The organism is uncultured Marinobacter sp., from assembly GCF_913055835.1.
In the GTDB taxonomy this organism is placed as follows: Bacteria; Pseudomonadota; Gammaproteobacteria; order Pseudomonadales; family Oleiphilaceae; genus Marinobacter.
Window position 1 is genome coordinate 38,725 of record NZ_CAJXKQ010000015.1, and the last position, 22,712, is coordinate 61,436.

The window sequence follows — 22,712 nt, forward strand, 5'->3', positions numbered from 1 at the left end:
GGTCAGAATGGTATACTCCCGCCACGTTCAATGTACCCAGTTCCCGCCAGATGATGCCGGGCTGTCAGCAGGAAAGATAGACCATGACGGATCAGAAAAAGTCTGACCAGACCACAAGCTCTGAAAAACCCTGGGGCGGACGCTTCAGTGAACCCACCGATGCCTTTGTTGAAAAATTTACCGCATCCGTGGGATTTGACCAGCGCCTGTACCATCACGACATCACCGGCTCCATTGCCCACGCCACCATGCTGGCCGAAGTGGGCGTGCTCACCAGCGAGGAGCGGGACCAGATCATCGAAGGCCTTAAAGGCGTCAAGGCAGACATCGAGGCCGGCAATTTCCAGTGGTCGGTCAGCCTTGAAGACGTGCACATGAACATCGAGGCGCGCCTGACCGACCGTATCGGTATCACGGGCAAGAAGCTGCACACTGGCCGCAGCCGCAATGATCAGGTGGCCACCGATATCCGTCTGTACCTGCGTGACGAAATCGACGTGATTGCCCAGGAGCTGAAGCGCCTGCAAGCGGGCCTGCTGGACCTGGCCGAGCGTGAGGCGGACACCATCATGCCAGGCTTCACCCATCTTCAGACTGCCCAGCCGGTCACCTTCGGGCACCACTTGCTGGCCTGGTACGAAATGCTGGTGCGGGATGCCGAACGTCTGCAGGATTGCCGCAAGCGGGTGAACGTGATGCCCCTGGGCGCAGCGGCGCTCGCCGGCACCACCTATCCCATTGACCGTGCGATGACAGCGAGGCTGCTGGGCTTCGACCGGCCCACCGAGAACAGCCTGGACTCGGTCAGCGACCGGGACTTTGCCATCGAGTTCTGCAGCTTTGCCGCACTGCTGATGACGCATTTGTCGCGGTTCAGCGAGGAACTGGTGCTCTGGACCTCCGCCCAGTTCGATTTCATTGATCTGCCGGACCGGTTCTGCACCGGCTCGTCCATCATGCCCCAGAAAAAGAACCCGGATGTGCCGGAACTGGTTCGGGGCAAGACCGGTCGTGTCAACGGCCACCTGATCAGCCTGCTGACCCTGATGAAGAGCCAGCCGCTGGCCTATAACAAGGACAACCAGGAAGACAAGGAGCCGCTGTTTGATACCGTGGATACCATCAAAGGTTGCCTGAAAGCCTACGCCGACATGATTCCGGCCATCCGGTCCAAGGCCGACAACATGCGGGTGGCGGCCAAGCGCGGTTTCTCCACCGCCACCGATCTGGCGGATTACCTGGTGAAGAAAGGCGTCCCGTTCCGGGATGCCCACGAAATCGTTGGCAAGTCCGTGGCGTTCGGTGTGGCTGAGGGGCGTGATCTGTCTGATATGACGCTGGAAGAGCTGCAGCAATTCTCCGATCACATCGGCGCCGATGTGTTTGATGTGCTGACCCTGGAAGGCTCGGTGCAGGCCCGGAATCACCTGGGCGGCACTGCGCCGGACCAGGTTCGCGCAGCTGTCGGTCGGGCTCGGGCCCAACTGGGCTGAATTCGAGCCCCGCAACGGGGTGGAGCGGTTAGCCGCCGATCCGCCCCGTGGTCAGGTCCACTGCCGCGGGAGTGAGTTCGTCCAGCGGTTGCGGACGGAATAGCCGGTAGCCCTGGCCGTAGTGAATGCCCAGGGTCCGGACCTTTCGCAGGGCGTCATCGCTCTCGATAAAGGTGGCGACGGTGACCTTGCCGGCAGCTTCGGCAATCCGGTGCAGGGCTTCCAGCATCACCTGCTGCACCGGGTCCTCTTCCAGTTGCTGAACCATTCTCCGATCCAGTTTGATGATGTCCACCGGCAATCTCGCCGCCAGGCTGTAGCTTTCCACCGATGCGCCGGCGCCGTCCAGGGCGACGCGCAAGCCCGCGCGATGCAGCGCATCGCACAGCACCGCGACGTCATCGGGATACTGGGTGGCATGGGCTTCCCTGATTTCCAGGCAGAAACAGCCCGGGTCGAACGGTGACTGGCGCAGGACATCCGCCATGAAGTCAGCGAAGGTGTCATCCAGCACGCTGGCCAGCGACAGGTTGAATCCACAATACTTCAGCCGAGGTTCCAGCAAAGGCTGGTTGCCGAGCCAGTCCAGGGTTTGCCGTATCACCTGGCGATCCAGCCGTTTGGCAAGGTCAAAACGTTCGGCGATGGGCAGGAAGTCATCGGGCTTCAGCGCCGCTTCATCGTCCGCGGTTGGTGGAATACGGCAGAGTATTTCCACATGGTCGCCCCAGGTGGGGCTGGCCACAGGTCTCATGGCCTGGTATTCGAGAATCAGGTTGTGGTTGTCCAGCGCTTCGCGGATCTGCTCGACCCGTTTGCTGGCGGTGGATTCGTCGGTCTGGTGGGCAATGGCCCGCGCAGCATGGACCCGGTTTCGGCCGGACGTTTTGGCAGTATGGCAGAGGTCGGCCGCCTGGCTCAGAAGCTGTTCCGGATCTCCGGGGGCGTCGCTGTCGAGAATCAGTAGGCCACCGGAAGCTGTGGTCTGGAGCCTGTGTCCCTGCCAGTCGAAAACAAAGTCCCCGATCAGGTTAAGGGTTTCCTGGGCAATCTTGCGGGCCCGGGCTTCCGGGCAGTTTTCAATCAGGAGTGCGAAGGTGTCGCCGGCAAGGCGGGCCAGGGCATCGCGCTGGCGAACGCGCACGCCCAGATTGCCTGCCAGTTCCCGCAGGTAGCGGTCGCAGGTGCCGCTTCCAGCCAGATCGTTGAAGCGTTCGAATTCATCCAGGTCCAGATAGAGCAGGCTGTCGCAGGATTCGCGATGGGTTTTCTGTTCCAGGGTTCTGAGTACGCGGGCGATAAACGCCTTGCGGTTCATCAGGCCGGTGACCGGGTCGTGACGTATCCGGTATTCCTCGCTGGAGGCGTGGTTCAGCCTCGGCTCAATGCGACGGGCCACGTGCACGGCGCCGGTGATTTCGCCCTGCGCGTTGGTCAGGCGTTGGTAGTGGAATTCATGCACTGGCAGTTCCCGGGACTGCTGGGCCATGGGCATCTCAACCACGAAACTGTCGCGTTCGAAAGCCCGGTGCCAGAGCCGTTCCATCAGTCTGCGTTCGTTGGGAAATTCCTCCAGGAGGTCGCTCAGGTTATCGCCTGCTTCGGGCTGGCGTCCGAAGGTTTCGGAAAACTGTCTGGCCCAGGCGGCATTAAAGTGGAGCAGGTTGAACGAAGCATCGACGGCGACAATCAGATCGGAGGTTGCGCTGGTAGTGGCTTCGAGCATGGTAGCCGCCTGCTGCCGGGCCCTTTCGAGTTGCATGTCGGCGGTCCGGTCCACCAGGGTGCCTCCGAGTCGGGGAATCCTGCCCCCCTGCTTCAGCGCCCGACAGTTGAGAGTCACCCGCCGCGGGTTCTGCCGCGAGGTGACAATGTCGAGATCCAGGGAAAACGATTCACCCGAGCGGAGACAGCGTCGGAACATGGCTCGCACCCTGGGCTGTCCAGTCTGGCAGTAGAATAGCGCCTGCTCGGGAGTGATTTCGGCGCCGGGTCTCAGCTCGAGAAGCTGGAACATTCCCTCGGTCCAGGTCATCTCATTGGTTTGGGTATCCAGTTCCCAGATCCCGAAACCGGCACTGCTCTCGGCCCCCCGTAACAACCGGGAATCGCTGGTCGAACTGTCGCACAGGGTTATTGTGGCGCTGGCCGCCTTGTCGGAGTCCCGCATGACGAGTCGCAGGCTCAGAGAAGCTGTGTAGAAAAAACCCTCCTTGTGCCGGAAAGTGACCAGAACATTCTGGCCGCGTTCAATGCGGTGGCGGTTGGCCGGTGCGAAGGGATCGTCCTGTCGTGATGCCAGGATCAGGTGCACTGGCTGGCCCTCAAGTTCGCTGGCATCGTAACCGAGCACTGCCTCGGCCTGGCGGTCGGCGAACAGTACTTTGCCCTCATCGTCGATGCGTATAGCGGTCTGGCGTTCGGAGACCGGTGACTGTTCCGAACGATAGCGGCGGATGATGAATTCTTTCACAACAGTTAGGCCTCGCGCGTTCTCCGGCTTTTATTTTTCTAAAGGTTTTGCCACGATGCCGACATCATACTCATACTGATGCTGAAAAGAACCTCTCTGCGGAGCCGCCTTGACCGCCCACGTTGCCCCGATTTCCCTCGACTTTGAGGAGGGAATAGATCGCAAGACCCTCCGTCGTTTGAGGGACCGGTTTCTGCTGGTCAATCAGCAGCGCTGGAACCGCGCGCATTCGGCCTTGTCCTATCGCCAGCAGATGGTGCTGGAAATTCTGCCCCTGGTGTTTCATCTCAATCATCCGGCATTGCCCGGTTACCTGGACAGCGACTGCCCCTATGGTCTGAGCAATTACCAGCCGTCACCGGCCACTATCAATGCGGCACGGCGGCTGGCGAGGACCTTCTCATTGAAGGATGAGGGCAAACGCTGGCCGGATCTGGACGCCATGTTCCTGATGGGCAGCCCTGGAACCCTGGGGCATTCCGTGGCCAGCGATCTCGATGTCTGGCTCTGCCACCGTAGCGATTTGCCGGAGCGGGGAATCCGCTGTCTTGAGCGCAAGGCTGCCAAGCTGACTCGCTGGGCGGAATCCTTTGGTGTGGAACTCCACGTTTTCGTGTTCTGTGCCTCGGACTGGCGTGCAGGCCGTCAGCGGGCCGAAGTAACTGGTGAGAACTGTGGCAGTGCCCAGCATTTCCTGTTGCTGGATGAGTTCTACCGCACCAGCATTCATCTTGCCGGTGCCTGGCCCATGTGGTGGCTGATTCCTCCGGAGCAGGAAGAAAATTACGACGACTGTATGCGCAGGCTGGTGGATTTCCGGTTTGTGCGTGCGGAGGACTACATTGATTTTGGCCCGGTTCCGGCGATCCCCGAGGCGGAATTTCTCGGCGCCGGTGTCTGGCAGTTGTACAAGGGGATTGATGCGCCCTGGAAGTCCATTCTCAAACTTCTTCTGATTGAATGTTACGCGCGGACGACCGGCGAGGCCTTGTTGTCCAGCGAGTTCAAGCGGGCTGTTTTCCGGGGCGAGACCAATGCGGACAGTCTCGACCCTTACGTCATGCTTTACGATCGACTCGAAGGCTGGCTGGCTGGTCCGGAAGTGGCCTCGAGGCTGGACCTGATCCGGCGGAGTCTGTACCTGAAAGCCGGTTTGCCATTGACCCGGTCCGAGGCTTCCGGAGAGCAGTGGCGCGCCCGTCTGTTGCGGCAACTGGTAACACGCTGGGGCTGGTCCGAGAATACGCTGGCGGAGCTGGATGAGCGCCAGCGCTGGCGGGCCGAGGATGTCACCACCCTGCGCCGAACCATTGTCAACGAGCTGACCCATGGTTACCGGTTGCTCTCGAAAATGGCCAGGGAGCATGGCCAGCGTGCCGCCATCAGTGCCAACGATATCAACCTGCTGGGCCGCAAGCTCTATGCAGCGTTTCAGCGCAAGGCTGGCAAGATTGAACAGATCAACCCGGGTTTGGCACCGTCGCTGGCGGAGGAAAATCTGGCGTTTCACCATCAGTCGGAGCAGGGTGGGGATGCGGACGGATGGCTGCTGTACCGGGATCTCGAAGACCCTGCGGATGCTTTCTGGCAGCCCGTTATCCGTCGTTCTGGCAATCTGGCGGAACTGATGGTCTGGTGCTACTGCAATGGCCTTCTGACCCGCTCGACCCGGCTGAATGTCCGTGCCGGTACCAGCATTGCCTCGGTCAGCGAATTGCGGGAAATGCTGGACGCCCTGTCTGCGTTCCTGCCATTTCCGGTTCCGCCTGCGGAGCGGGAGGCGCTGTCCAGGGGTGTGCGGCCCTTAAGGAATCTGCTGCTGGTGAACGTGGGCGTCGATCCCCAGGCACACCTGACGGAAAAGGGGCTTCACAAGCTCAGCTCCCGACACGATTCGCTGGGCTTCAGTGGTGGTCGGGAGAACCTGGTGATCAGCATCGACCAGATTACCTTCAACAGCTGGCACGAGGTGAGCCTTCAGCACTACGCCGCCGGCGATACCCTGATCCAGTGTCTCAAGAATGTCCTGGCCTCGGTAGCAGCAAACCCGGCTGACTTGCCCGGTGTTCAGGTGCACTGCCACAACCGGGGTCACGGCTCGGCCATCGCCCGCCGGGTCCAGGAACTGTTTGCTGATGTGCTTCGCCCCTTCTTTGCCGGGGGTACTGGCCCACATCCGCTGCGCTATGTCATCGAGATGGATCGACGCTACTTCCTGCTTCAGTTCAATGGCCTGGAGCCCGGATTCGTCGCCCTGGAGAGCTTCGAGGCGCTGATGGCACACCTGGCATTGCCCCAGGAACGGTACCTGCCGGTGGTGTTCGATCGCTATGCTCTGCAGGAGGAGCCGGCCCTGCGGGCAGTTTGCCTGGCCAGCGAACCGGATAACATCCAGGTGTTCTACCGTATTCAGGGCGACCGGGCCCGGCTGTGGGTTGTCGACGAGCTGGGCTCGGTGTTCAGCTGGGAGCAGGCGGTGACCAGCCGCCGACACCTGCTTGTGCCGGTACTGCGATTTCTCGATAACCTGATCGAGCGTCGGCTGCTGCGTCATACCGATTCCGCTGGCGTTGTGGCGGGCGTCCAGTGTTACGAGATTGTCCGGCGCGACGGGACCTGGCGTGCCGAATACCGGCCGGAATCGGATTCGGGTGTGCCGCTGCCCGGGTTCGAGGTACAGGCCGTGGGCATCCACGAAGGTGGCAGCCGCCTGCGCTTCGATATCTTTTGTGGTGATCAGGAGTTTTGTGTCCAGGAGTACGGCGACCAGCTCATTCCGGCGGTGGCCCACTACATTCGGTCCCTGCGCCAGAGTGACGAGGCTTACCCGGTGTATCTGACCGATGTCCATCTGCCCCATGACCTCGACCCCCGGGTGTACCAGCAGGATATCCAGACCAGCCAGTACCTTTATTACCGGTCTGAGCTGGAGGATTCTCTGAACCGGCACCTGGCAAAGACGCGCTGACCTCGCGGCCCGGGGCGGGTGTCAGGTATACTGCGCCCATAGTGAACTCAGGGGTAGGAAGCTGATATGCGAGCGTGGACTCTGCCGATCATGATGCTGATGCTGGCTCTGTTGGTGAGCGGTTGTGGCCAGAAAGGTCCTTTGTACCGCGACAGCCAGGCCGCCTCGACGACTTCCGGGGCGGATTCGGCCCGGGACCAGTCGGACCGAAAAGAAAGCCGCGACTAGCGCACCGGCCTCCCGGCCCCGTTAAACGAATCAGGAAACTCATGGATCATTTCAACTACCGCGACGGCGAGCTTTACGCCGAGGATGTCCCTGTCTCTGCCATTGCCGACCGTTTTGGTACACCGGCCTATGTTTACTCCCGCGCCACGCTGGAGCGGCATTACCGGGCCTATGACGATGCCCTGCGGGATCACCCGCATCTGGTTTGCTATGCCGTAAAAGCCAACAGCAATCTGGCAGTGCTGAACGTTCTTGCGCGGCTTGGTGCCGGCTTTGATATTGTGTCGGCGGGCGAGCTGGAGCGGGTACTGCGGGCCGGTGGTGATCCGTCGCGGGTGGTGTTCTCCGGCGTTGGCAAGCAGGAGTGGGAAATGAAGCGGGCGCTTGAGGTGGGCGTGCGTTGCTTCAATGTGGAATCCGATACCGAGCTGGACCGGCTCAACGCTGTGGCGGGAGAACTCGGCGTAAAGGCGCCGATTTCCCTGCGGGTGAATCCGGATGTGGATGCCGGTACCCATCCCTACATTTCCACGGGGCTGAAAGAGAACAAGTTCGGAATTGATATTGCCGAAGCGCCCCAGGTATACGCCCGTGCCGCAGGTATGCCGAATCTCGAAGTGAAGGGTGTGGATTGTCACATTGGCTCCCAGTTGACCAGCGTGTCCCCGTTCCTGGATGCTCTTGACCGGGTGCTGGCGCTGGTTGATTCCCTGGCAGAGCAGGGCATTCACATCCATCACCTGGATATGGGGGGGGGCCTGGGTGTCACCTACAACCAGGAGCAGCCGCCGCAGCCGTCGGATTACGTGAAGGCGCTGGCCGAGCGCCTGGGTGACCGGAAGCTGGAGCTGATTCTGGAGCCCGGCCGTTCCATTGCCGCCAATGCCGGCATCCTGGTCACCAGGGTCGAGTTCCTGAAGTGCACCGAACACCGGAACTTTGCCATCATTGATGCCGCCATGAACGATCTCATCCGCCCCGCCCTGTACAGCGCCTGGCAGGCGATCATCCCGGTCAAGCCGCATCAGGATGGTGAGGAAAAGGCCTGGGACCTGGTGGGTCCGGTCTGTGAAACCGGCGATTTCCTGGGCAAGGACCGGCACCTCCGTCTCCAGGCCGGGGATCTGCTGGCAGTTCGTTCCGCCGGTGCCTACGGCTTCGTGATGAGTTCCAATTACAACACGCGGAACCGGCCGCCGGAACTGATGGTCGATGGCGACCAGGTGCACGTGGTTCGTCGCCGTGAAACTCTCGAAGACCAGCTCGCACCCGAGAGCTGCCTTCCTGAATGAGCGGGGGCGAGGAAATGACACAGCAACGCCGGAGTCAGGGCCCCACGCTTCGATTCACCAAGATGCACGGGCTGGGTAACGATTTCATGGTGGTGGATGCCATCAGCCAGCCGTTCCGTCTACGACCGGAGATGATCCGGGAACTGGCCAACCGGAACTTCGGGATTGGCTTCGACCAACTGCTGGTGGTGGAGCCGCCCGGGCTGCCGGATGTCGACTTCCGTTATCGCATTTTCAATGCGGACGGCTCCGAGGTGGAACAATGCGGCAATGGTGCCCGTTGCTTTGCCCGATTCGTCCGTGATCAGCGGCTAACCAACAAGAAGGTGATTCGGGTTCAGACCGCGAAGGGTGTGATTGAGCTTCGGGTGGGGCGCGAAGGTATGGTCATGGTCAACATGGGCGTGCCCGAGTTCAATCCGCCGGCCATTCCCTTCGCCGCCGACCGGCGCAAGGATGTCTACACAGTGGACGTCGACGGCCAGACGGTGGAACTGAGCGCCCTTTCCATGGGCAATCCCCATGGCGTGCTACTGGTTGAGGACGTGGACCAGGCGCCCGTGGAAACCCTGGGCCCCAAGCTCGAGCGACACCCCCGATTCCCGTCCCGGGCCAATATCGGTTTTTTGCAGATTCTGGATCGCACCCATGTTCGCCTCCGGGTGTTTGAGCGGGGCTCCGGTGAGACCCTGGCCTGCGGTAGTGGCGCGTGCGCCGCCGTTGTAGCCGGCTGCCTGCGGGGGCTGCTGGATTCCCGTGTGGAAGTCGAGCTGCGGGGTGGCAAACTGGTCATCGAATGGCAGGGTGAAGGGACCCCTGTTATGATGGAAGGGCCTGCAACCAGCGTATTTGAGGGGCAGTTAAGGCTGCCGGGTGAATCTGGTGGTCGCCGCCGCAGAAGCGGTCGCCCCCATAAACAAAGATCCTGACAGCCAGGAGTACTCCATGACAGAACAAACGGCCCGCCAGAAGGCCGGTGAGCTCACCCGGGAAGAGGTGGCGGACTACCTGCGAGCCAATCCCGATTTCTTTCTCGACCAGGACGAACTGCTGCGCAGCCTGACCTTGCCCCATGACAGTGGCCGGGCTATCTCCCTGGTGGAGCGCCAGGTCCATCTTTTCCGCGAGCAGCGGGATACCCTGCGCCGGGAATTGGTGGAACTGGTGTCCATCGCCCGCCACAACGACCGGTTGTTCGAAAAGAGCAAGCGTTTATTGATGCAGGTGATTGAAGCCCGGACCCTCAACGACATGGCCGCGGCCATTGACGACAGTATCCGCGGTGATTTCGGGCTCGACGCGGCCTCCGTGCTGTTGTTCACCGATCTCGAACTGCCCGAGGCCTCCCAGGGCGCGCTGCATGTGGTGAGCCCATCCGTGGCCCGCGATCGGCTGGGCAGCTTGCTGGAGGGCGAGAGGGCTGTGTGTGGCCAGTTCCGTGAAAGCGAACGTGAATTCCTGTTCCCGGACCGGGAAGAGCCGATTGCCTCGGTGGCCCTGGTGCCGCTGAGGCACGATGAGCTGGTGGGCGTGTTTGCGGTCGGCAGTTGCCAGCCGGGCTATTTTGACCAGAGCATGGGGTCGCTGTTTCTGAGTTACATCAGCGATACCCTCAGCCGGCTTTTGCCCCCGATGGTGCAGCGCCACACCGCAGCTGCGCCGGTCACCGATATGGCGACGGAGTCCCGCTAGAGTGTCGAAGGTTCCGGAGCCCCCGGCAGTGCCCCAAGAACTCTCAGGGCCGCTGACGGATTTCATCCGGCACCTGGCTTCTGAAAAACGCCATTCTCCCAGAACCTGCGATAGCTACCAGCGCGATCTTTCGCGTCTGGCAAGCTGGGTCAGCCGGAATGGCCTTACCGCCTGGCAGCGGGTGACCAATCACGATTTGCGCCGCTATGTGGCGACTCTCAGTCGGGAGGGCTTGTCCGGCCGGAGCATTGCCCGGCACCTCTCCGCGACCCGTCGGTTCTATCAGTTCCTGCTCAGGGAGAGGCTGGCCTCGGATAATCCGGCGTTGGATATCCGTGCCCCGAAGAGTGGTCGTCGTTTACCTCGAGTGGCGGACGTGGACCAACTGAATCATCTACTGGATGGCCAGCCGGATGATCCCCTGGAGGTCCGTGATCTATGCATGTTCGAGCTGATGTACTCCTCGGGATTGCGCCTGGCGGAGCTGGCGAGCCTGGATCTGGATACCGTCGATCTGCGTGGCGGTGAAGTCCGGGTGCAGGGTAAGGGCGGCAAGGAACGGCTGCTTCCGGTGGGCCGGAAGGCGGTCACGGCCATTCAGGCATGGCTGTCACACCGGGGTGCGCTGGCCAATGACGGGGAAACCGCGCTGTTTGTCAGCCAGAGGGGCGAGAGACTCAGCCACCGAAGCATCCAGGCCCGCCTTAGCCGGTGGGGGATCAGTCGCGGCGCCGACCAGAAGCTCCACCCACACCTGCTGCGACACTCCTTTGCCAGCCACATGCTTGAATCCAGTGGTGACTTGCGGGCCGTACAGGAGTTGCTGGGGCACGCCGACATTGCCACAACCCAGGTCTATACTCATCTTGATTTTCAACATTTAGCACGGGTTTATGACCAGAGTCACCCCAGGGCGCGTCGCGATAAGTATCATGGCAAGACCGGCGACAAGAGCGCCTGATGCCCTCAACGGGCAGGCACGACATTCGCGATCATCAACAGTACAGCAAGGGTAAGCGGGAGCATTCCATGGCATCGGATCAGTCCTGGAAGGAAAAGTACCTTCAGGAGCTCGAGTCTGCGGATAACAGGGAAAAGCAGTGGAAGGCGGAACGGAACACCCTTGAGAGAATGTTGGTGCGAACCAGTCTTGCATCCGAAGGCCAGACCCCGGAGCTGGATCGTCTGTTGGCGAGAATCCGCAAGGATCTGCGAAAGAACCGGGTGGATGTGGATGCCTGGAAGGAATTGCAGGACCAGATTGATCGCCAGGTTGCGCTTCTTGACGAACGCCAGTCCAGCAACGACAGAAAACCTTCTTTTTTCTCCCGCAAGTCGCGAGAGGCAGAGCGGCAGGAGCAGCAACAACAGCAGGCTGCCACCGAATCACTGCCCGGAAGTCCTGAACAATCGGAGGCCACCCCGGCCAATGCTCAGGATATTGAAGACAACGCCCAGAGATTGCGCATTGCCCGCCGGGTAGGCCAGTTGTTAGGTCAGATGCTTACCCAGGTTTCCCTCGAGCCTGCGGCCGAGGCCCGGGCCCGAGCATTACAGCAATCCCTGCTTGCCAGTAACGACTGGGACGAATTGCGGGAAGGGCTGAACCACGTGGCAGAACTGGTGATTGCCGCGGTAACCCGCAGCAAACGTGAATTCGAGGCTTTCCTGAAGCGTCTGGATGAACGTCTGGAGTTACTGCGGGAGCACTTTGCCGCCCAGTCCTCGGCCCAGTCTGGTCGGCTGGATGCCTCCGAACACCTTGATCGGGAAATCCGTGAGGAGATTGAGCGGGTAGGGCAGCAATTGCGGGACAGTGATAACCTGCAGGACCTCAAGCAGTCGGTCAGTCGTCATCTTGAGTCCATCGGTCAGGCGGTCGGCCGCTTCCGGACCCAGGAATCGGAGCGGGAGCGTGCGCTTTCCGAGCAGCTTGAGGCGATGCAGGAGAAAGTGGCGGCCATGGAGGCCCACTCCGAGCAAATGCAGGAACAGGTCCGAAAGGAACGATTGCGCGCCATGACCGATCTGCTTACCGAGTTGCCCAATCGTGAAGCCTGGCAGGAGCGCCTCTCATTCGAGTACAACCGCTGGCAACGCTATGGTCATTCACTGACCGTGGGCGTGCTGGATATTGATCTGTTCAAGAGGATCAACGACTCCTATGGCCACAAGGCCGGGGACAGGGTGCTGCAACTGGTTGCCAGGGAGTTCAGGGAGCGTTTGCGCACTACAGATTTCGTGGCCCGGTTTGGCGGCGAGGAATTTGTGGTGCTGTTTCCGGAAACCGAGCCCGCAGACGCCAGGACGGTAGTGGATAAGTTGCGCGAGGATGTGGGCAAGCTGCCGTTTCATTTTCGCGGTGAGCCGGTCACCGTGACCTTCTCCGCTGGTTTGGCGGGCTTCGTTGCTGGCGACACCGAGGAGTCGGTGTTTGACCGCGCTGACCGCGCCCTCTATCAGGCCAAGGACGCGGGCCGCGATCAGGTGATGATCGGCGACAGTGCCGACCCTCAGTGACGCATCATGGCGTCCAGTTCGTCGATCACTTCCGCCCAGTCGCTGTCTTCCTCCAGGCCCTCTTCCAGAAAGTGAGACTGGCTTTCGGACCAGATGGGCGCATCCTGGATCGCAACCTCGCTTGGCAGGGGCGAATATTTGGCGACAAAATCCTCAATGCTTTTGGCGTCGGACGCCAGGCCAAGTTGCTCGAACAGAGTGCTGAGGGTGTGTTTGCTGGTGTCCATGGATATTCGTCTCCCATTGGCGGTTTGCCTGAATGAAATCAATGGCGTTTGCAGGTATTGTTCCCTGAAATGTAGCGGAACCCTGAAGGATATCCAGTGAAGGTTACCCTTGCCTTTTTACTATGCTGCCTGTTGGCGCTGTTTCAATCCCCCGTGCGGGCGGAGCCTCCGCAAGCTTCGCCGGCACCCGTGCTTGGCAAACAGGAACTGAGCTGGCTGGCAGAGCAGGACCGCTTCCGTATCGGTCTTCGCAGTGATCAGGTGCCGCTGGTTTTTGATACCGGTAACGGCGTGCTTGCCGGGACCTACATTGATTACCTTGCCCGGCTTTCAGAAAAGCTTGGTGTCACCATGGAGCCCGTTGTTCTGGCAACAGGGCAAGGCACTGGCCCGGTTCAGAGCGAGCTGGCAACCGATGCGGTTCTGACCACGCGGATGCCAGGAATGCCGGTGGTTCCCGGTAAACGCTTCACCGACCCTCTGATGTCCCTCACCTATGGTCTGTTCGTCAGTGCTGGCGATGCTGCCATTCGCACCCTGGCAGATCTGGAAGGCAGCCGAATTGCCGTGATCGCCGGCGACCCCAACCAGTACCCCATGCTTGATCCGGTTGAAGAGTTTACGCCGGTTCCGGTGACTAATGTCAGCGAAGCCGTTGGGCAGATTCTTTCAGGGCAGGCCGATGCCTTTCTCGCGCCGGTGCCTGTGGTTTCCGATTATCTGCAGTCGGCCATGGTAAACGGTATCGGTCTGTCGGTGCTGCTCGACGGCAGTCCGGTGGACGTGGTGTTGCGGGTGGATACTGACAGTGATCGCCTTTATCAGGTGCTGAACAAGGCCATTGCCGCCATCAGCCATAATGAGCACCGTACCATCCGCCAGTCATGGCTGCAGGTCGACCAGCCGGCGATGGAGCGCAGCGGGCTGGAGTTGTCCGGATCGGATATTGATTGGCTCAAGCGTCATCCTGATCTGAAGGTTGCCTTCCGCTCGGACTGGCCGCCGTTCGAATATACCCAGGATGGCCGGCCCACCGGCCTGGTTCCGGATCTGCTTACGCGGCTCGAAAGCCAACTGAATGTTCGGTTTAGCCGGTCGGTGGTCGCGAGTCGCATGGATGCCGAAGAGCAGCTTCGATCGGGTGAGGTGGATATACTCCCCGGACTGTCCCGCACACCGCGAACCGAAGATGCTTTTCTGTTCACCCGGGCCTACCTGACCGTACCCATCGCCCTCGCCATCCGGGATGATGGGCGTTTTATCGGCGATCTTCGCGAGCTTCGAAGCGAGCGGGTGGGTGTGGTGAACCGGCAGGCGGCCCACGATTATCTGCTGATCAACCATCCGAATCTGGACCTCTACCCCATGGAGACCGTGGAGGAAGGGCTGTTGGCACTGTCCAACGGGGATCTGGATGTTATGGTTACCCACATTCCGGCGGTCAGTTACACCGTGGCCCGGCTGGGTCTTTCCAACCTCCGGATTACCAGTATCACCCCGTACGAATACGATCTTCGGCTGGCGGTACGCAAGGACAGTCCAGAGCTGCACCGGGTGCTGAACAAGGCATTGGGCAGCCTCGAAGCCAGCGAGACAGAGTCCATCTACAACCGTTGGATCCACCTGGATATTGAGCAGGAAACGGATTATACCGTGGTGCGCCGGGTGGTGCTGATTGCCATCCTGGTGGTGCTGATCTTCCTGTACTGGAACCGGAAGCTGTCCCGGGAAGTGGATGAGCGCATTCGTTCCGAGAACGCCCTGCGCCGGAGCGAGGATGAGCTGCGCGCCGCCAAACTGGAAGCCGAACGTCTTGCCCGTGAAGCGGAAGCTGCCAGCCTGGCCAAGAGTGAGTTCCTGGCCAACATGTCCCATGAAATCCGCACGCCGATGAACGCGGTGATCGGCTACAGTGATCTGCTCAGCAACAGCGTTACCGATCCACAGCAGCGGAACTATCTGGATGCTATCCGGGCAGGCAGCCGCAGCCTGCTGATGCTGATCAATGACATACTGGACCTGTCCCGCATTGAAGCAGGAAAAATGAGGCTGGACTATTCCGCAGTGTCTGTTCGCCGTCTTCTGGACGATGTTCGTCACATCTTTGATCTGCGCGCCAGAGAGCAGGGCATCACTCTGGAAGTGAGTGTCGATTCACACATGCCTGCTGCCATGATGCTGGACGAGACCCGGCTTCGGCAGGTTTTGTTTAATCTGGTTGGCAATGCCATCAAGTTTACCCATGACGGTGGTGTGACGGTGCGGGCTACGGCGAAGCCGCTGAAGAACCGGACCGAAGGAACGGAGCAAACTGCAGAAGTCGCGGAGCGCCAGTACTACAAACTGGTCGTCACGGTCAGTGATAGTGGTATCGGAATCCCTCAGGATCAGGTGGAGCGGATCTTTGATGCCTTCGAGCAGCAGGAGGGGCAGAACACGCGCCGCTACGGCGGCACCGGCCTCGGGTTAGCCATCAGCCGGAAGCTGGCCCGGATGATGGGCGGTGAGCTGGAGGTGGAGAGTGAGCCGGGCACCGGTTCAGTCTTTACCGTGACCTTGCCGCGGGTCGAGGCGACCGGTGAACAGGCAGAAGATGAGGGAGCGCCCAAGGAATCAGACCGGCTTCTGGCCCAGACCCTGAGCATGCAGGAACGGGGCTGGCTCAGGGAACAGCTGGCAGCGGATTTCGGTGATGAATGGGAAACCGTAAGAGAAAGCGGCGATCCGGAACAGATGAAGGATTTCGCCCGGCGGGTGCTGGCCTGGGGCCAGCGGTTCCGCTCCCGGTCCGTGACGCGCTACGGGGAGAAGCTGCTAGCGGACGTTGAGGCGTTCAACCTGGATGCGGTCAACAGCGCCCTTGAGGCCTTCCCGAAACTGCTCGGTCGCGAGGAGTAAAGTGGGGGTGTCTCAGAGGCAATCGAATTGCGAGCGACGGTCGAAAGCAACCGAGACCATATCGTACCCGGAATCTGATAGCTGTCGGATCAGGTCGCGGTCTTTCAGCAGGGTCATGCAGACCTTGTGCACGCTGGCCTGAAGCTGTTCAGAGGCCGTTTCAGTGGAGGCCAGTCGGAAGTCCACAATCAGGTACTTGCGGTCGACCGCGGCGCTGGCAGGAATATCCTGTCGCTCAACGCTCTCGTAACCGATATAGGTTGCCTGGGCTTCCGGGAACACCTGGCTCATCAGGACGTCGAGGTTTTCACCATGAGCAAAGGGCGCCGAAAGCATCAGGGCCGCGGCAGCGATGTGAAGCGAATGTTTGATGGTCATTGGAGGCCACTCCCTGGTGACAATCCGGTTAATCTGTAACCAAGTGTAAAGTTTGGTTACCGTTGATTATTGCAGAGTCTGTCGCATTTTGCGTGATATGTGACATTAATTTTTCAATTGTTTGCACTCTCGATACAGTGACGGGCGGTGTCCTGGGCTCCCGATGCGGGACACGATCAACTATGATGTGAGAAAGGTGGACGTTAAGAGGAAAACGCATGTTTCAGCTTGTCTTTAAAGGGGAATGCGTTCCCGGAACGGATCTGGAAACCGCGCGCAATAACGCCCGCACCCTGTTCAAGGCCTCTCTCGAGCAGGTCGACCGTATGTTCAGTGGTCAGCCGGTGGTTATTCGTAACAAGCTGGAAGAGGTTCAGGCCGAGAAGTACCGGGCGGTTCTGAAGAAGCACGGCATGGTCGCCTACGTGCAGCCGATGGCTGACGCCCGGCCTGCGGCCGATACCGCACCTCAGTCCAGGCCTGCGGCCCCGGCAAACCAGCCGCGTCAGCAGCCGGCGCCCGCTGCATCTCCGGCGGCAACAAAAGCTGGCGGGGTTCCCGAAACAGAGCCGGGCGATCGCCTGCCGGTGGCTGGCGAGAAGGTGGATACGATTCTATCCGGCTCTGGTCTGAGTCTGGACCCCGTCGGAGTCACCCTGGCCGAGAAGACCGAAGTGGAACCCCCAATGTTCCAGCATCTGGACGAGTGGAGCCTGGCCCCGCCTGGCAGCGACCTGGGTGTGGAGCGTGACCTGCCACCCCCGATGATACCTGATGTATCCCACCTCTCGTTGGCGGACGACGACTCCCCTGAGCGGAAATGAGCCAGTTGTGACTCAGCACAACTGCTGGCCCCGGGTTGGGCTCTGGCTGCTGACCGCGATCCTGTTTCTTCTGGCACCGTTGGCCCCGGCGGAGGAGCGCCCTAGGGTGGGGCTGGTTCTCAGTGGCGGTGGCGCCAAGGGTATGGCCCATGTGGGCGTGCTGAGGGTGCTGGAGGAGATGCGGATTCCGATTGACCTGGTGGTAGGCACCAGCGCTGGTTCCGCGGTTGGCGCCCTGTATGCCAGCGGTATGCCGGTCAGTGACATCGAGCAACGCTTTATCGAAATGGACTGGCTTTCCAGCTTTCGGGACGATCCCGGCCGGGTCTACAAGCCGGTTCGGCGGAAGCAGGATGACTGGCGGTTTCCGGTGGTTCCGGGCATCGGTGTTCGCGCCGATGGCCTGCACGTCGGCGGTGGACTGATTGCCGGCCAGAATCTTGGTTTCATCCTCAACGAACTGACCCACAACGCCGCCCTGGTTGAGGACTTTGACCGGCTTCCCATTCCGTTCCGCGCCGTTGCCACGGATCTGGAGACCGGCGAGCAGGTGGTGATCGGTGATGGCAACCTGTCCGAGGCCATCCGGGCCAGCATGAGTATTCCCGGTGTGTATGCGCCGGTGGAGCGCGACGGCCGGTTGCTGGTAGATGGCGGCGTCGCCAATAACCTGCCAATCAGCGTCGCCCGGGAATTGGGTGCTGACGTTATCATCGCCATAGATATTACCGACAGCCTGATGCAGACCGACGAACTGCGGGGTGCATTTTCCGTGGTTGGTCAGCTCACAACCATCATGACCCGGAGAAACACCGATCAACAGCTGGATCTGCTTGCGGATCGGGATGTGCTGATACGCCCGGACCTGGAAGGCTACACCTCGGCCGATTTCTACGATGCTCCGGTACTGTTTGAACTGGGCGCCAGCACGGCCAGGGGACACGGTGTCGAACTACGCCCACTTGCGGTTTCCCGGAAGGCGTGGGCGGCCTGGCGGGACCGTGTGGCGGCAAGAGACGCAGGCGCAGGTATCATTTCTCGCATCGAGATCGAAGACAGTCGTCGGCTGGCCCGCGACTTCCTCAAGGAGCGAATCCGACAGAGAACCGGCGAGCCGTTGGATACCGGGCAGCTGGAGGCTGATCTCAAGCGGATCTATGGCCTCGGTTACTATGAAATCGTGTCGTATTCCACGTCGTCGTCGCCTGAAGGAACGGTCCTGACCATACGTGTCCAGGAGAAGAGTTGGGGCCCCAACTACCTGTCTTTCGGACTCAACTATGAGGACAACTTCGACGGGGAAACCCGTTTCAACCTTGCCTCATCCCTTCGCATGACCGAGTTGAATGAGCTGGGTGGGGAATGGCAGACCGGTGTTCAGCTTGGCACGGAGCCCTGGCTGCGGAGCCAGTGGTATCAACCACTGGATTACGGCTATGAGCGATTCCTGGTGCTCGGTGGCGAATATTCCCGGGATACCTTCAGCCAGTTTGATGCCTCGGGCACGCGTATTGCTGAGGTGGACGTGACCTTCCGAAAAGCGGATCTGGCACTGGGCATGGAAATTGGCGGCAATGCCGAGGTCCGTCTGATCTATGCCCGGGGCTATGCCACGGTGGATGAGCAGATCGGCCAGCCGGTGGCGCCGGAGGGGTCCGTGCATCAGGGTGGCATAGCACTGCAACTGGTTCATGATTCGCTGGATGATACGTTTTTCCCACGGGCGGGCGGTTTTGCGGGCCTTCGGGGACGTTTCGAACGGGAAGGGTTGGGATCCGACCGGGAGTTCGATTCGGTAACCGGCCTGGTGTTGGGTACCGAGAGCTGGAAAGGCCTGACGCTGACCGGGCTGGTGTATGCCCATGCGGTAACCAAGGGTTCGCCGGGCATTGAAAATGCGGTCCGCCTGGGCGGATTTCGGCGTTTATCGGCATACGCGCCCGGTGAAATTACCGGAGACAACGCGTTGATGGTCTCCGCCTACGCCAGCCAGACGTTTGGTGGACCACTGCTGCCCTGGTTTGTGGGCGCCGGGTTCGAGGCGGGTAACGCCTGGCCCTCGCTGGATGCGGCAAGCTGGGACAGCTCGGTGAAATCCTCCAGTGTGTTCGCCGGCGTGGATACCTTTCTCGGGCCGGTTCAGCTGGCCGCCGCCTACAACAACGAGGACAACTGGACGGCTTACCTCAACATCGGTTTTTCCTTCACCCAGCTGTTCTACTGAGGGCTTTCAAGCAGTCTTGTTGCCGGTCTTTTCGATGGCGGTGAGAACCTGCTGACACTGTTGCAGAGCAAAGCGGTGCAGTATCTCCGCCAGGCGTTCTTCATCCCGATCCTTGATCGCGCTGATGGATTGCTCCATGTGCGACAGGTTGTCTTCAAGCACCTGATTGCCTCCCTGTTGGAAAGCGACGAACGCACAGCGCTTGGCCGACGGCCAGAGGTCATCGATGGCTGCGACAATGAAGTAGTTGTCGGCATAGGCCAGCGATGCCTTGGTGTATTCAATACCCAGTTCCAGGAAGGCCATCAGATCGTTTTTCTTGTAGCAGGCCTGTATCTGGTCATAGAGGTTCTCCAGCCTGGCCATATCATCAGCCTGCCAGTTGCGGACCAGCTTGCGCCCGGTGTGGGTCAGGTACAGTTCCAGGGTTTCGTAGAGGCTGCGGACGAAATACTCGTCCAGCGGCGTGACGAACGCACCTTTGCGGGGAACGTTACGAACCAGATGCCTCTTTTCCAGCAACAGAAGCCCTTCCCGGATGGACCCGTGGCTGACATCCATCTGTTTGGCCATGGCACCCTCGTAGATCCGTTCTCCGGACCGGAGCTGGCCAAAGGCAATCAGGTTCTCGATATGGCGGGCGACCTGTTCGGTCAGTGTTTCTCTGGGTTTAAAGGCATTCATGATGATCTGTCGCTACTGCGTACTGGCTGAATCGTGTAGGCATAGTCGCACATCGGGTATTCCGGAGCCAGTGATCGGAAGGTCTAGAGCAAAGGTGCAAGCAGCCGGACGGCACGGCAAGCCAGGCGGAACAGGATCGAGCGGTCCTTATAGTCGCTTTCGGTCATCAGGCGGGAACTGTCCAGATCCTGTTCCAGCATGGATTCCACGCTGCGGATAAAATGCGGCGCTGTGGTAATGGCGGTGATCTCGAAATTCAGCCGCATGGAGCGGTTGTCCATATTGGCCGTTCCCACCGCTGCATAGCGGTCATCCACCAGGATCACTTTCTGGTGCATGAACCCTGGCTGGTAGCGATAGATGCCGATCCCGGTCTTGCAGGCCTGGACCAGGTAGGAGTAGGCGGCCAGACCGATCAGGCGACTGTCTGATTTCTCCGGAATCAGGATCCTCACGTCGATTCCACGAAGCGCCGCCAACTGCAGTGCGTTCATGATCTGGAAATCTGGCACGAAGTAGGGCGAGGCGATCCAGAGACGGTTCCGGGCGTTGTTGATACAGTTCAGGAAGAATAGGGTGCAGGTTTCCCAGGTGTCGGCCGGACCGGTTGGCAGCATCAGTACCTCGTCGTTGCCCGGCTGGTTATTGGCCGGTGCCCAGTCCAGGCTGGGGAAATCGTTGCTGGCCCAGTTCCAGTCTTCCAGCCAGGCCAGCTGCAGGCCGGTGACTGCCGGGCCCTCAATCCGGCAATGGGTGTCGCGCCAGGGCTCCTGGTCCATGGCGGTGCCCAGGTATTCGTCCCCCAGGTTGATGCCGCCCACAAAGCCGACTTTGCCGTCACAGACCAGCAGCTTGCGGTGGTTACGGAAATTGATCTGGAACCGCCGCCTGCGGATGTTTCCGTTCCCGAACGAAGCCACCCGGGCGCCAGCGGCGGCAAGCTGCTTCAGGTAGTTGCGCGGCAGCCAGACGCTGCCAATGTCGTCGTACAGGAACCAGACTTCCACGCCCTGGGCAAGTTTGCGCTCGAGAATGGACTTGATCCGGCGGCCAATCCGGTCTGAGCGCACGATGTAGAATTCCAGCAGGATATAGTGCTCGGCATCTTCCATGGCCTCGAAAAGGGCCTCGAATGTAGCCTCACCGTCCCTGAGCAGGGTGCATCGATTACCGTCGGTGAATGGCTGACGGCCGAGCCGGCAGAGCACCTGTAGCTCGTCGGTAAACCGGTCTCTGGTGGGAATCGGAATGGAGGTGGTTTGTTGCTCGAACCTGTTCAGCAGGTTGGTGAGGGATTCGTCACCAAGCCGACGGGCCTTCACGTAACCGCCAAACCGGTGGCGGCCAAACAGCACGAACATGGGCACGGCCAGGTACGGCAGGCCGATCAGGGCAATCACCCAGGCAATGGCGCCCTGTGTTGTGCGGTAGGTAAGCAGAATGCGATAGATACAGGCGAAGGCGCCCAGGTAGACAACCCCTACCGCAATCGCAACCAGAGACAGTTCGTCCATCATCGCTCTCCATTGCCGGAATCCGGACCTTGGCTCTCTGTCCCGGACGTTGCCAGATGCCGCGCGCGGTACTCGGCCGGCGAGGTGCCGGTCCAGCGCTTGAAGGCCCGGCTGAAGGCGCTGAGTTCAGAAAAGCCAAGCAGGAAGGCAATCTCACCAAGGGCGTACTGGTCTGCCGCCACATACCTGAGCGCCTTATCCTGGCGGACCTGCTCTACCAGTCCGTGGAAGCTCAGGCCCTCCTTTTTCAGCTTTCGATAAAGGGTCTGGCGGCTCATGTGGCACTGGCGGGCCAGGGTGTCGGCATCAATTCTCTCGGTAGCCATCTGTTTCGAAATCAGCCGGCGGATCTTGCGGCCAAAGGAGCGCCGGGTCTGCAGCCTGGCCAACAGGGAATTGACCTGTTTCAACACTGCGGAATAGACGTAGGGATTACGGCGGGGAATCGGGTGCCCGAGGTGCCGGCTACTGAATGCCAGACGGGTAATGCCACAATCGAATCGGACCGGACCGCCAAGGAGCTTCTCGTACTCGTCAGCATACTCGGGAGCGGGGTGAGCGATCTCCACCCATTCCGCGCGGATACCCGGATGAATGAAGTGTCGGGTGCGGGTGATGGCTGCGGCCAGGGTCCGGTCCATATCCTGACGGCAGTAGTGTTCGGCCCTGTCCGGCTGCCAGCAAAGGATGGCCTGGTCGGCAGTCTGCTCGAAGCTCAGGAATACCGACTCGTTGATCAGCCGATGCAGGCGCACATACTGGGTTACCGCTTCTCCCAGTGTGTCGCAGTTGAAAAACACATGCCCGACCAGCCCCATTCGTTCCGGGTCCACCAACTGCCCTGCATGCAGGCCAACGCCGGGATCCCCCGTAACAAGCTCTGCGTGTTCCCAGAGCCGGTAGTGGGCATCAGCTGGCACACGCCTGTCCGGGTCAGTGAGTTCCGCCAGCGCCAGCCCGGTCAGCTGTTCAACGCGCGCAGCATTGAATACGCCCTGGCGTTCAAGGTAATGGACCAGTGCCAGTGTGCTTGAGGCAGCCACCAGGGGAGCGCTGGCGGGCTCGGGTTGGGCGGATATCACGTTATACGGCCTGATAGTTAACGACCTGTCATGATGACTGATACAAAATGTCAAGTGTATGCAACCGCCTGTCAACGGTCACGCCTGGGTTTAACGATAGCATCAGGGTATCAGGTTGAAGCAATGGAGAGGCAATCAGGAGGTATTTTATGGAACAGGAAATCTTCGTACCGCATACCGAGCTTGAACGCAAAAACGTCATTGAGCTCGCCGAG

The 22,712-nt window shown here is 60.3% G+C and carries 17 protein-coding genes; 11 read left to right on the forward strand and 6 right to left on the reverse strand.

All coding sequences use genetic code 11. From position 1 onward, the window contains the following. The first annotated feature begins 83 nt into the window (after positions 1-83). Positions 84-1,493 (forward strand): argininosuccinate lyase, encoded by a 1,410-nt coding sequence (gene argH / locus QZ534_RS10165; RefSeq protein ID WP_296934195.1) that lies wholly within the window; start codon positions 84-86, stop codon positions 1,491-1,493. A gap of 28 nt (positions 1,494-1,521) precedes the next feature. Here the strand turns inward: argH and QZ534_RS10170 are convergent, their stop codons facing one another. Next, complete coding sequence (locus tag QZ534_RS10170) at positions 1,522-3,966, reverse strand: EAL domain-containing protein (RefSeq protein ID WP_296934197.1); 2,445 nt, start codon at positions 3,964-3,966, stop codon at positions 1,522-1,524. Between the two features lie 109 nt (positions 3,967-4,075). Between QZ534_RS10170 and QZ534_RS10175 the strand changes: the two genes are divergently transcribed. The 7 genes from QZ534_RS10175 (at position 4,076) to QZ534_RS10205 (ending at position 12,666) form a co-directional block, all read left to right on the forward strand. Continuing rightward, a complete protein-coding gene (locus QZ534_RS10175; protein WP_296934199.1) occupies positions 4,076-6,934 on the forward strand; it encodes a class I adenylate cyclase in 2,859 nt (952 codons plus the stop codon). A gap of 66 nt (positions 6,935-7,000) precedes the next feature. Continuing rightward, positions 7,001-7,162, forward strand: a complete 162-nt coding sequence (locus tag QZ534_RS10180; protein ID WP_296934200.1) for a lipoprotein — start codon at positions 7,001-7,003, stop codon at positions 7,160-7,162. Between the two features lie 41 nt (positions 7,163-7,203). Then, a complete protein-coding gene (gene lysA / locus QZ534_RS10185; protein WP_296934201.1) occupies positions 7,204-8,454 on the forward strand; it encodes a diaminopimelate decarboxylase in 1,251 nt (416 codons plus the stop codon). A gap of 14 nt (positions 8,455-8,468) precedes the next feature. Further along, positions 8,469-9,383: a diaminopimelate epimerase gene (dapF, locus tag QZ534_RS10190; protein WP_296934203.1), complete on the forward strand. Its 915-nt coding sequence runs from the start codon at positions 8,469-8,471 to the stop codon at positions 9,381-9,383. Between the two features lie 16 nt (positions 9,384-9,399). Beyond that, positions 9,400-10,146: a DUF484 family protein gene (locus tag QZ534_RS10195; RefSeq protein ID WP_296934204.1), complete on the forward strand. Its 747-nt coding sequence runs from the start codon at positions 9,400-9,402 to the stop codon at positions 10,144-10,146. A gap of 28 nt (positions 10,147-10,174) precedes the next feature. Continuing rightward, positions 10,175-11,107 carry a tyrosine recombinase XerC gene (gene xerC, locus QZ534_RS10200; protein ID WP_296934205.1) on the forward strand — a complete coding sequence of 311 codons (933 nt, stop codon included), beginning with the start codon at positions 10,175-10,177 and terminating at the stop codon, positions 11,105-11,107. Beyond that, positions 11,107-12,666, forward strand: a complete 1,560-nt coding sequence (locus QZ534_RS10205; RefSeq protein ID WP_296934206.1) for a GGDEF domain-containing protein — start codon at positions 11,107-11,109, stop codon at positions 12,664-12,666. Before xerC ends, QZ534_RS10205 begins: the two co-directional genes overlap by 1 nt. Here QZ534_RS10205 and QZ534_RS10210 read toward each other — a convergent pair. Further along, positions 12,660-12,893, reverse strand: coding sequence for a DUF2789 domain-containing protein (locus tag QZ534_RS10210; protein ID WP_069184830.1), 234 nt, complete (start codon positions 12,891-12,893; stop codon positions 12,660-12,662). The two genes, QZ534_RS10205 and QZ534_RS10210, sit on opposite strands and share 7 nt — an antisense overlap. A gap of 96 nt (positions 12,894-12,989) precedes the next feature. Here QZ534_RS10210 and QZ534_RS10215 point away from each other — a divergent pair, with 96 nt between their 5' ends. Then, positions 12,990-15,791: a transporter substrate-binding domain-containing protein gene (locus QZ534_RS10215; RefSeq protein ID WP_296934207.1), complete on the forward strand. Its 2,802-nt coding sequence runs from the start codon at positions 12,990-12,992 to the stop codon at positions 15,789-15,791. A gap of 12 nt (positions 15,792-15,803) precedes the next feature. Here the strand turns inward: QZ534_RS10215 and QZ534_RS10220 are convergent, their stop codons facing one another. Further along, the gene (locus QZ534_RS10220; protein ID WP_296934208.1) at positions 15,804-16,169 is read right to left on the reverse strand and encodes a hypothetical protein; all 366 of its coding nucleotides are present in this window, start codon (positions 16,167-16,169) and stop codon (positions 15,804-15,806) included. Positions 16,170-16,387: 218 nt separating this feature from the next. Here QZ534_RS10220 and QZ534_RS10225 point away from each other — a divergent pair, with 218 nt between their 5' ends. Both QZ534_RS10225 and QZ534_RS10230 read left to right on the forward strand, forming a co-directional pair. Beyond that, entirely contained in the window at positions 16,388-16,993 is a 606-nt protein-coding gene (locus QZ534_RS10225; RefSeq protein WP_296934209.1) for a hypothetical protein, read from the forward strand. Between the two features lie 7 nt (positions 16,994-17,000). Beyond that, the gene (locus QZ534_RS10230) at positions 17,001-19,217 is read left to right on the forward strand and encodes a patatin-like phospholipase family protein (protein ID WP_296934210.1); all 2,217 of its coding nucleotides are present in this window, start codon (positions 17,001-17,003) and stop codon (positions 19,215-19,217) included. Between the two features lie 6 nt (positions 19,218-19,223). Here the strand turns inward: QZ534_RS10230 and QZ534_RS10235 are convergent, their stop codons facing one another. From QZ534_RS10235 to QZ534_RS10245, 3 genes are all read right to left on the reverse strand, one after another. Continuing rightward, on the reverse strand, positions 19,224-19,901 hold the full coding sequence (locus QZ534_RS10235; protein ID WP_296934211.1) for a GntR family transcriptional regulator: 678 nt from the start codon (positions 19,899-19,901) through the stop codon (positions 19,224-19,226). A gap of 83 nt (positions 19,902-19,984) precedes the next feature. Continuing rightward, the gene (cls, locus tag QZ534_RS10240; RefSeq protein ID WP_296934212.1) at positions 19,985-21,415 is read right to left on the reverse strand and encodes a cardiolipin synthase; all 1,431 of its coding nucleotides are present in this window, start codon (positions 21,413-21,415) and stop codon (positions 19,985-19,987) included. Beyond that, the gene (locus tag QZ534_RS10245) at positions 21,415-22,497 is read right to left on the reverse strand and encodes an AraC family transcriptional regulator (protein ID WP_296934213.1); all 1,083 of its coding nucleotides are present in this window, start codon (positions 22,495-22,497) and stop codon (positions 21,415-21,417) included. The genes cls and QZ534_RS10245 overlap by 1 nt, the downstream gene beginning before the upstream one ends. Between the last annotated feature and the right edge of the window lie 215 nt (positions 22,498-22,712).

Excerpts from the sequence above, each read along its gene's own strand:
- argH (WP_296934195.1), top strand. The coding sequence starts at position 84 with ATGACGGATCAGAAAAAGTCTGACCAGACCACAAGCTCTGAAAAACCC.
- QZ534_RS10180 (WP_296934200.1), top strand. The coding sequence starts at position 7,001 with ATGCGAGCGTGGACTCTGCCGATCATGATGCTGATGCTGGCTCTGTTG.
- lysA (WP_296934201.1), top strand. The coding sequence starts at position 7,204 with ATGGATCATTTCAACTACCGCGACGGCGAGCTTTACGCCGAGGATGTC.
- dapF (WP_296934203.1), top strand. The coding sequence starts at position 8,469 with ATGACACAGCAACGCCGGAGTCAGGGCCCCACGCTTCGATTCACCAAG.
- QZ534_RS10195 (WP_296934204.1), top strand. The coding sequence starts at position 9,400 with ATGACAGAACAAACGGCCCGCCAGAAGGCCGGTGAGCTCACCCGGGAA.
- QZ534_RS10205 (WP_296934206.1), top strand. The coding sequence starts at position 11,107 with ATGCCCTCAACGGGCAGGCACGACATTCGCGATCATCAACAGTACAGC.
- QZ534_RS10210 (WP_069184830.1), bottom strand. The coding sequence starts at position 12,893 with ATGGACACCAGCAAACACACCCTCAGCACTCTGTTCGAGCAACTTGGC.
- QZ534_RS10220 (WP_296934208.1), bottom strand. The coding sequence starts at position 16,169 with ATGACCATCAAACATTCGCTTCACATCGCTGCCGCGGCCCTGATGCTT.
- QZ534_RS10225 (WP_296934209.1), top strand. The coding sequence starts at position 16,388 with ATGTTTCAGCTTGTCTTTAAAGGGGAATGCGTTCCCGGAACGGATCTG.
- QZ534_RS10235 (WP_296934211.1), bottom strand. The coding sequence starts at position 19,901 with ATGAATGCCTTTAAACCCAGAGAAACACTGACCGAACAGGTCGCCCGC.
- cls (WP_296934212.1), bottom strand. The coding sequence starts at position 21,415 with ATGGACGAACTGTCTCTGGTTGCGATTGCGGTAGGGGTTGTCTACCTG.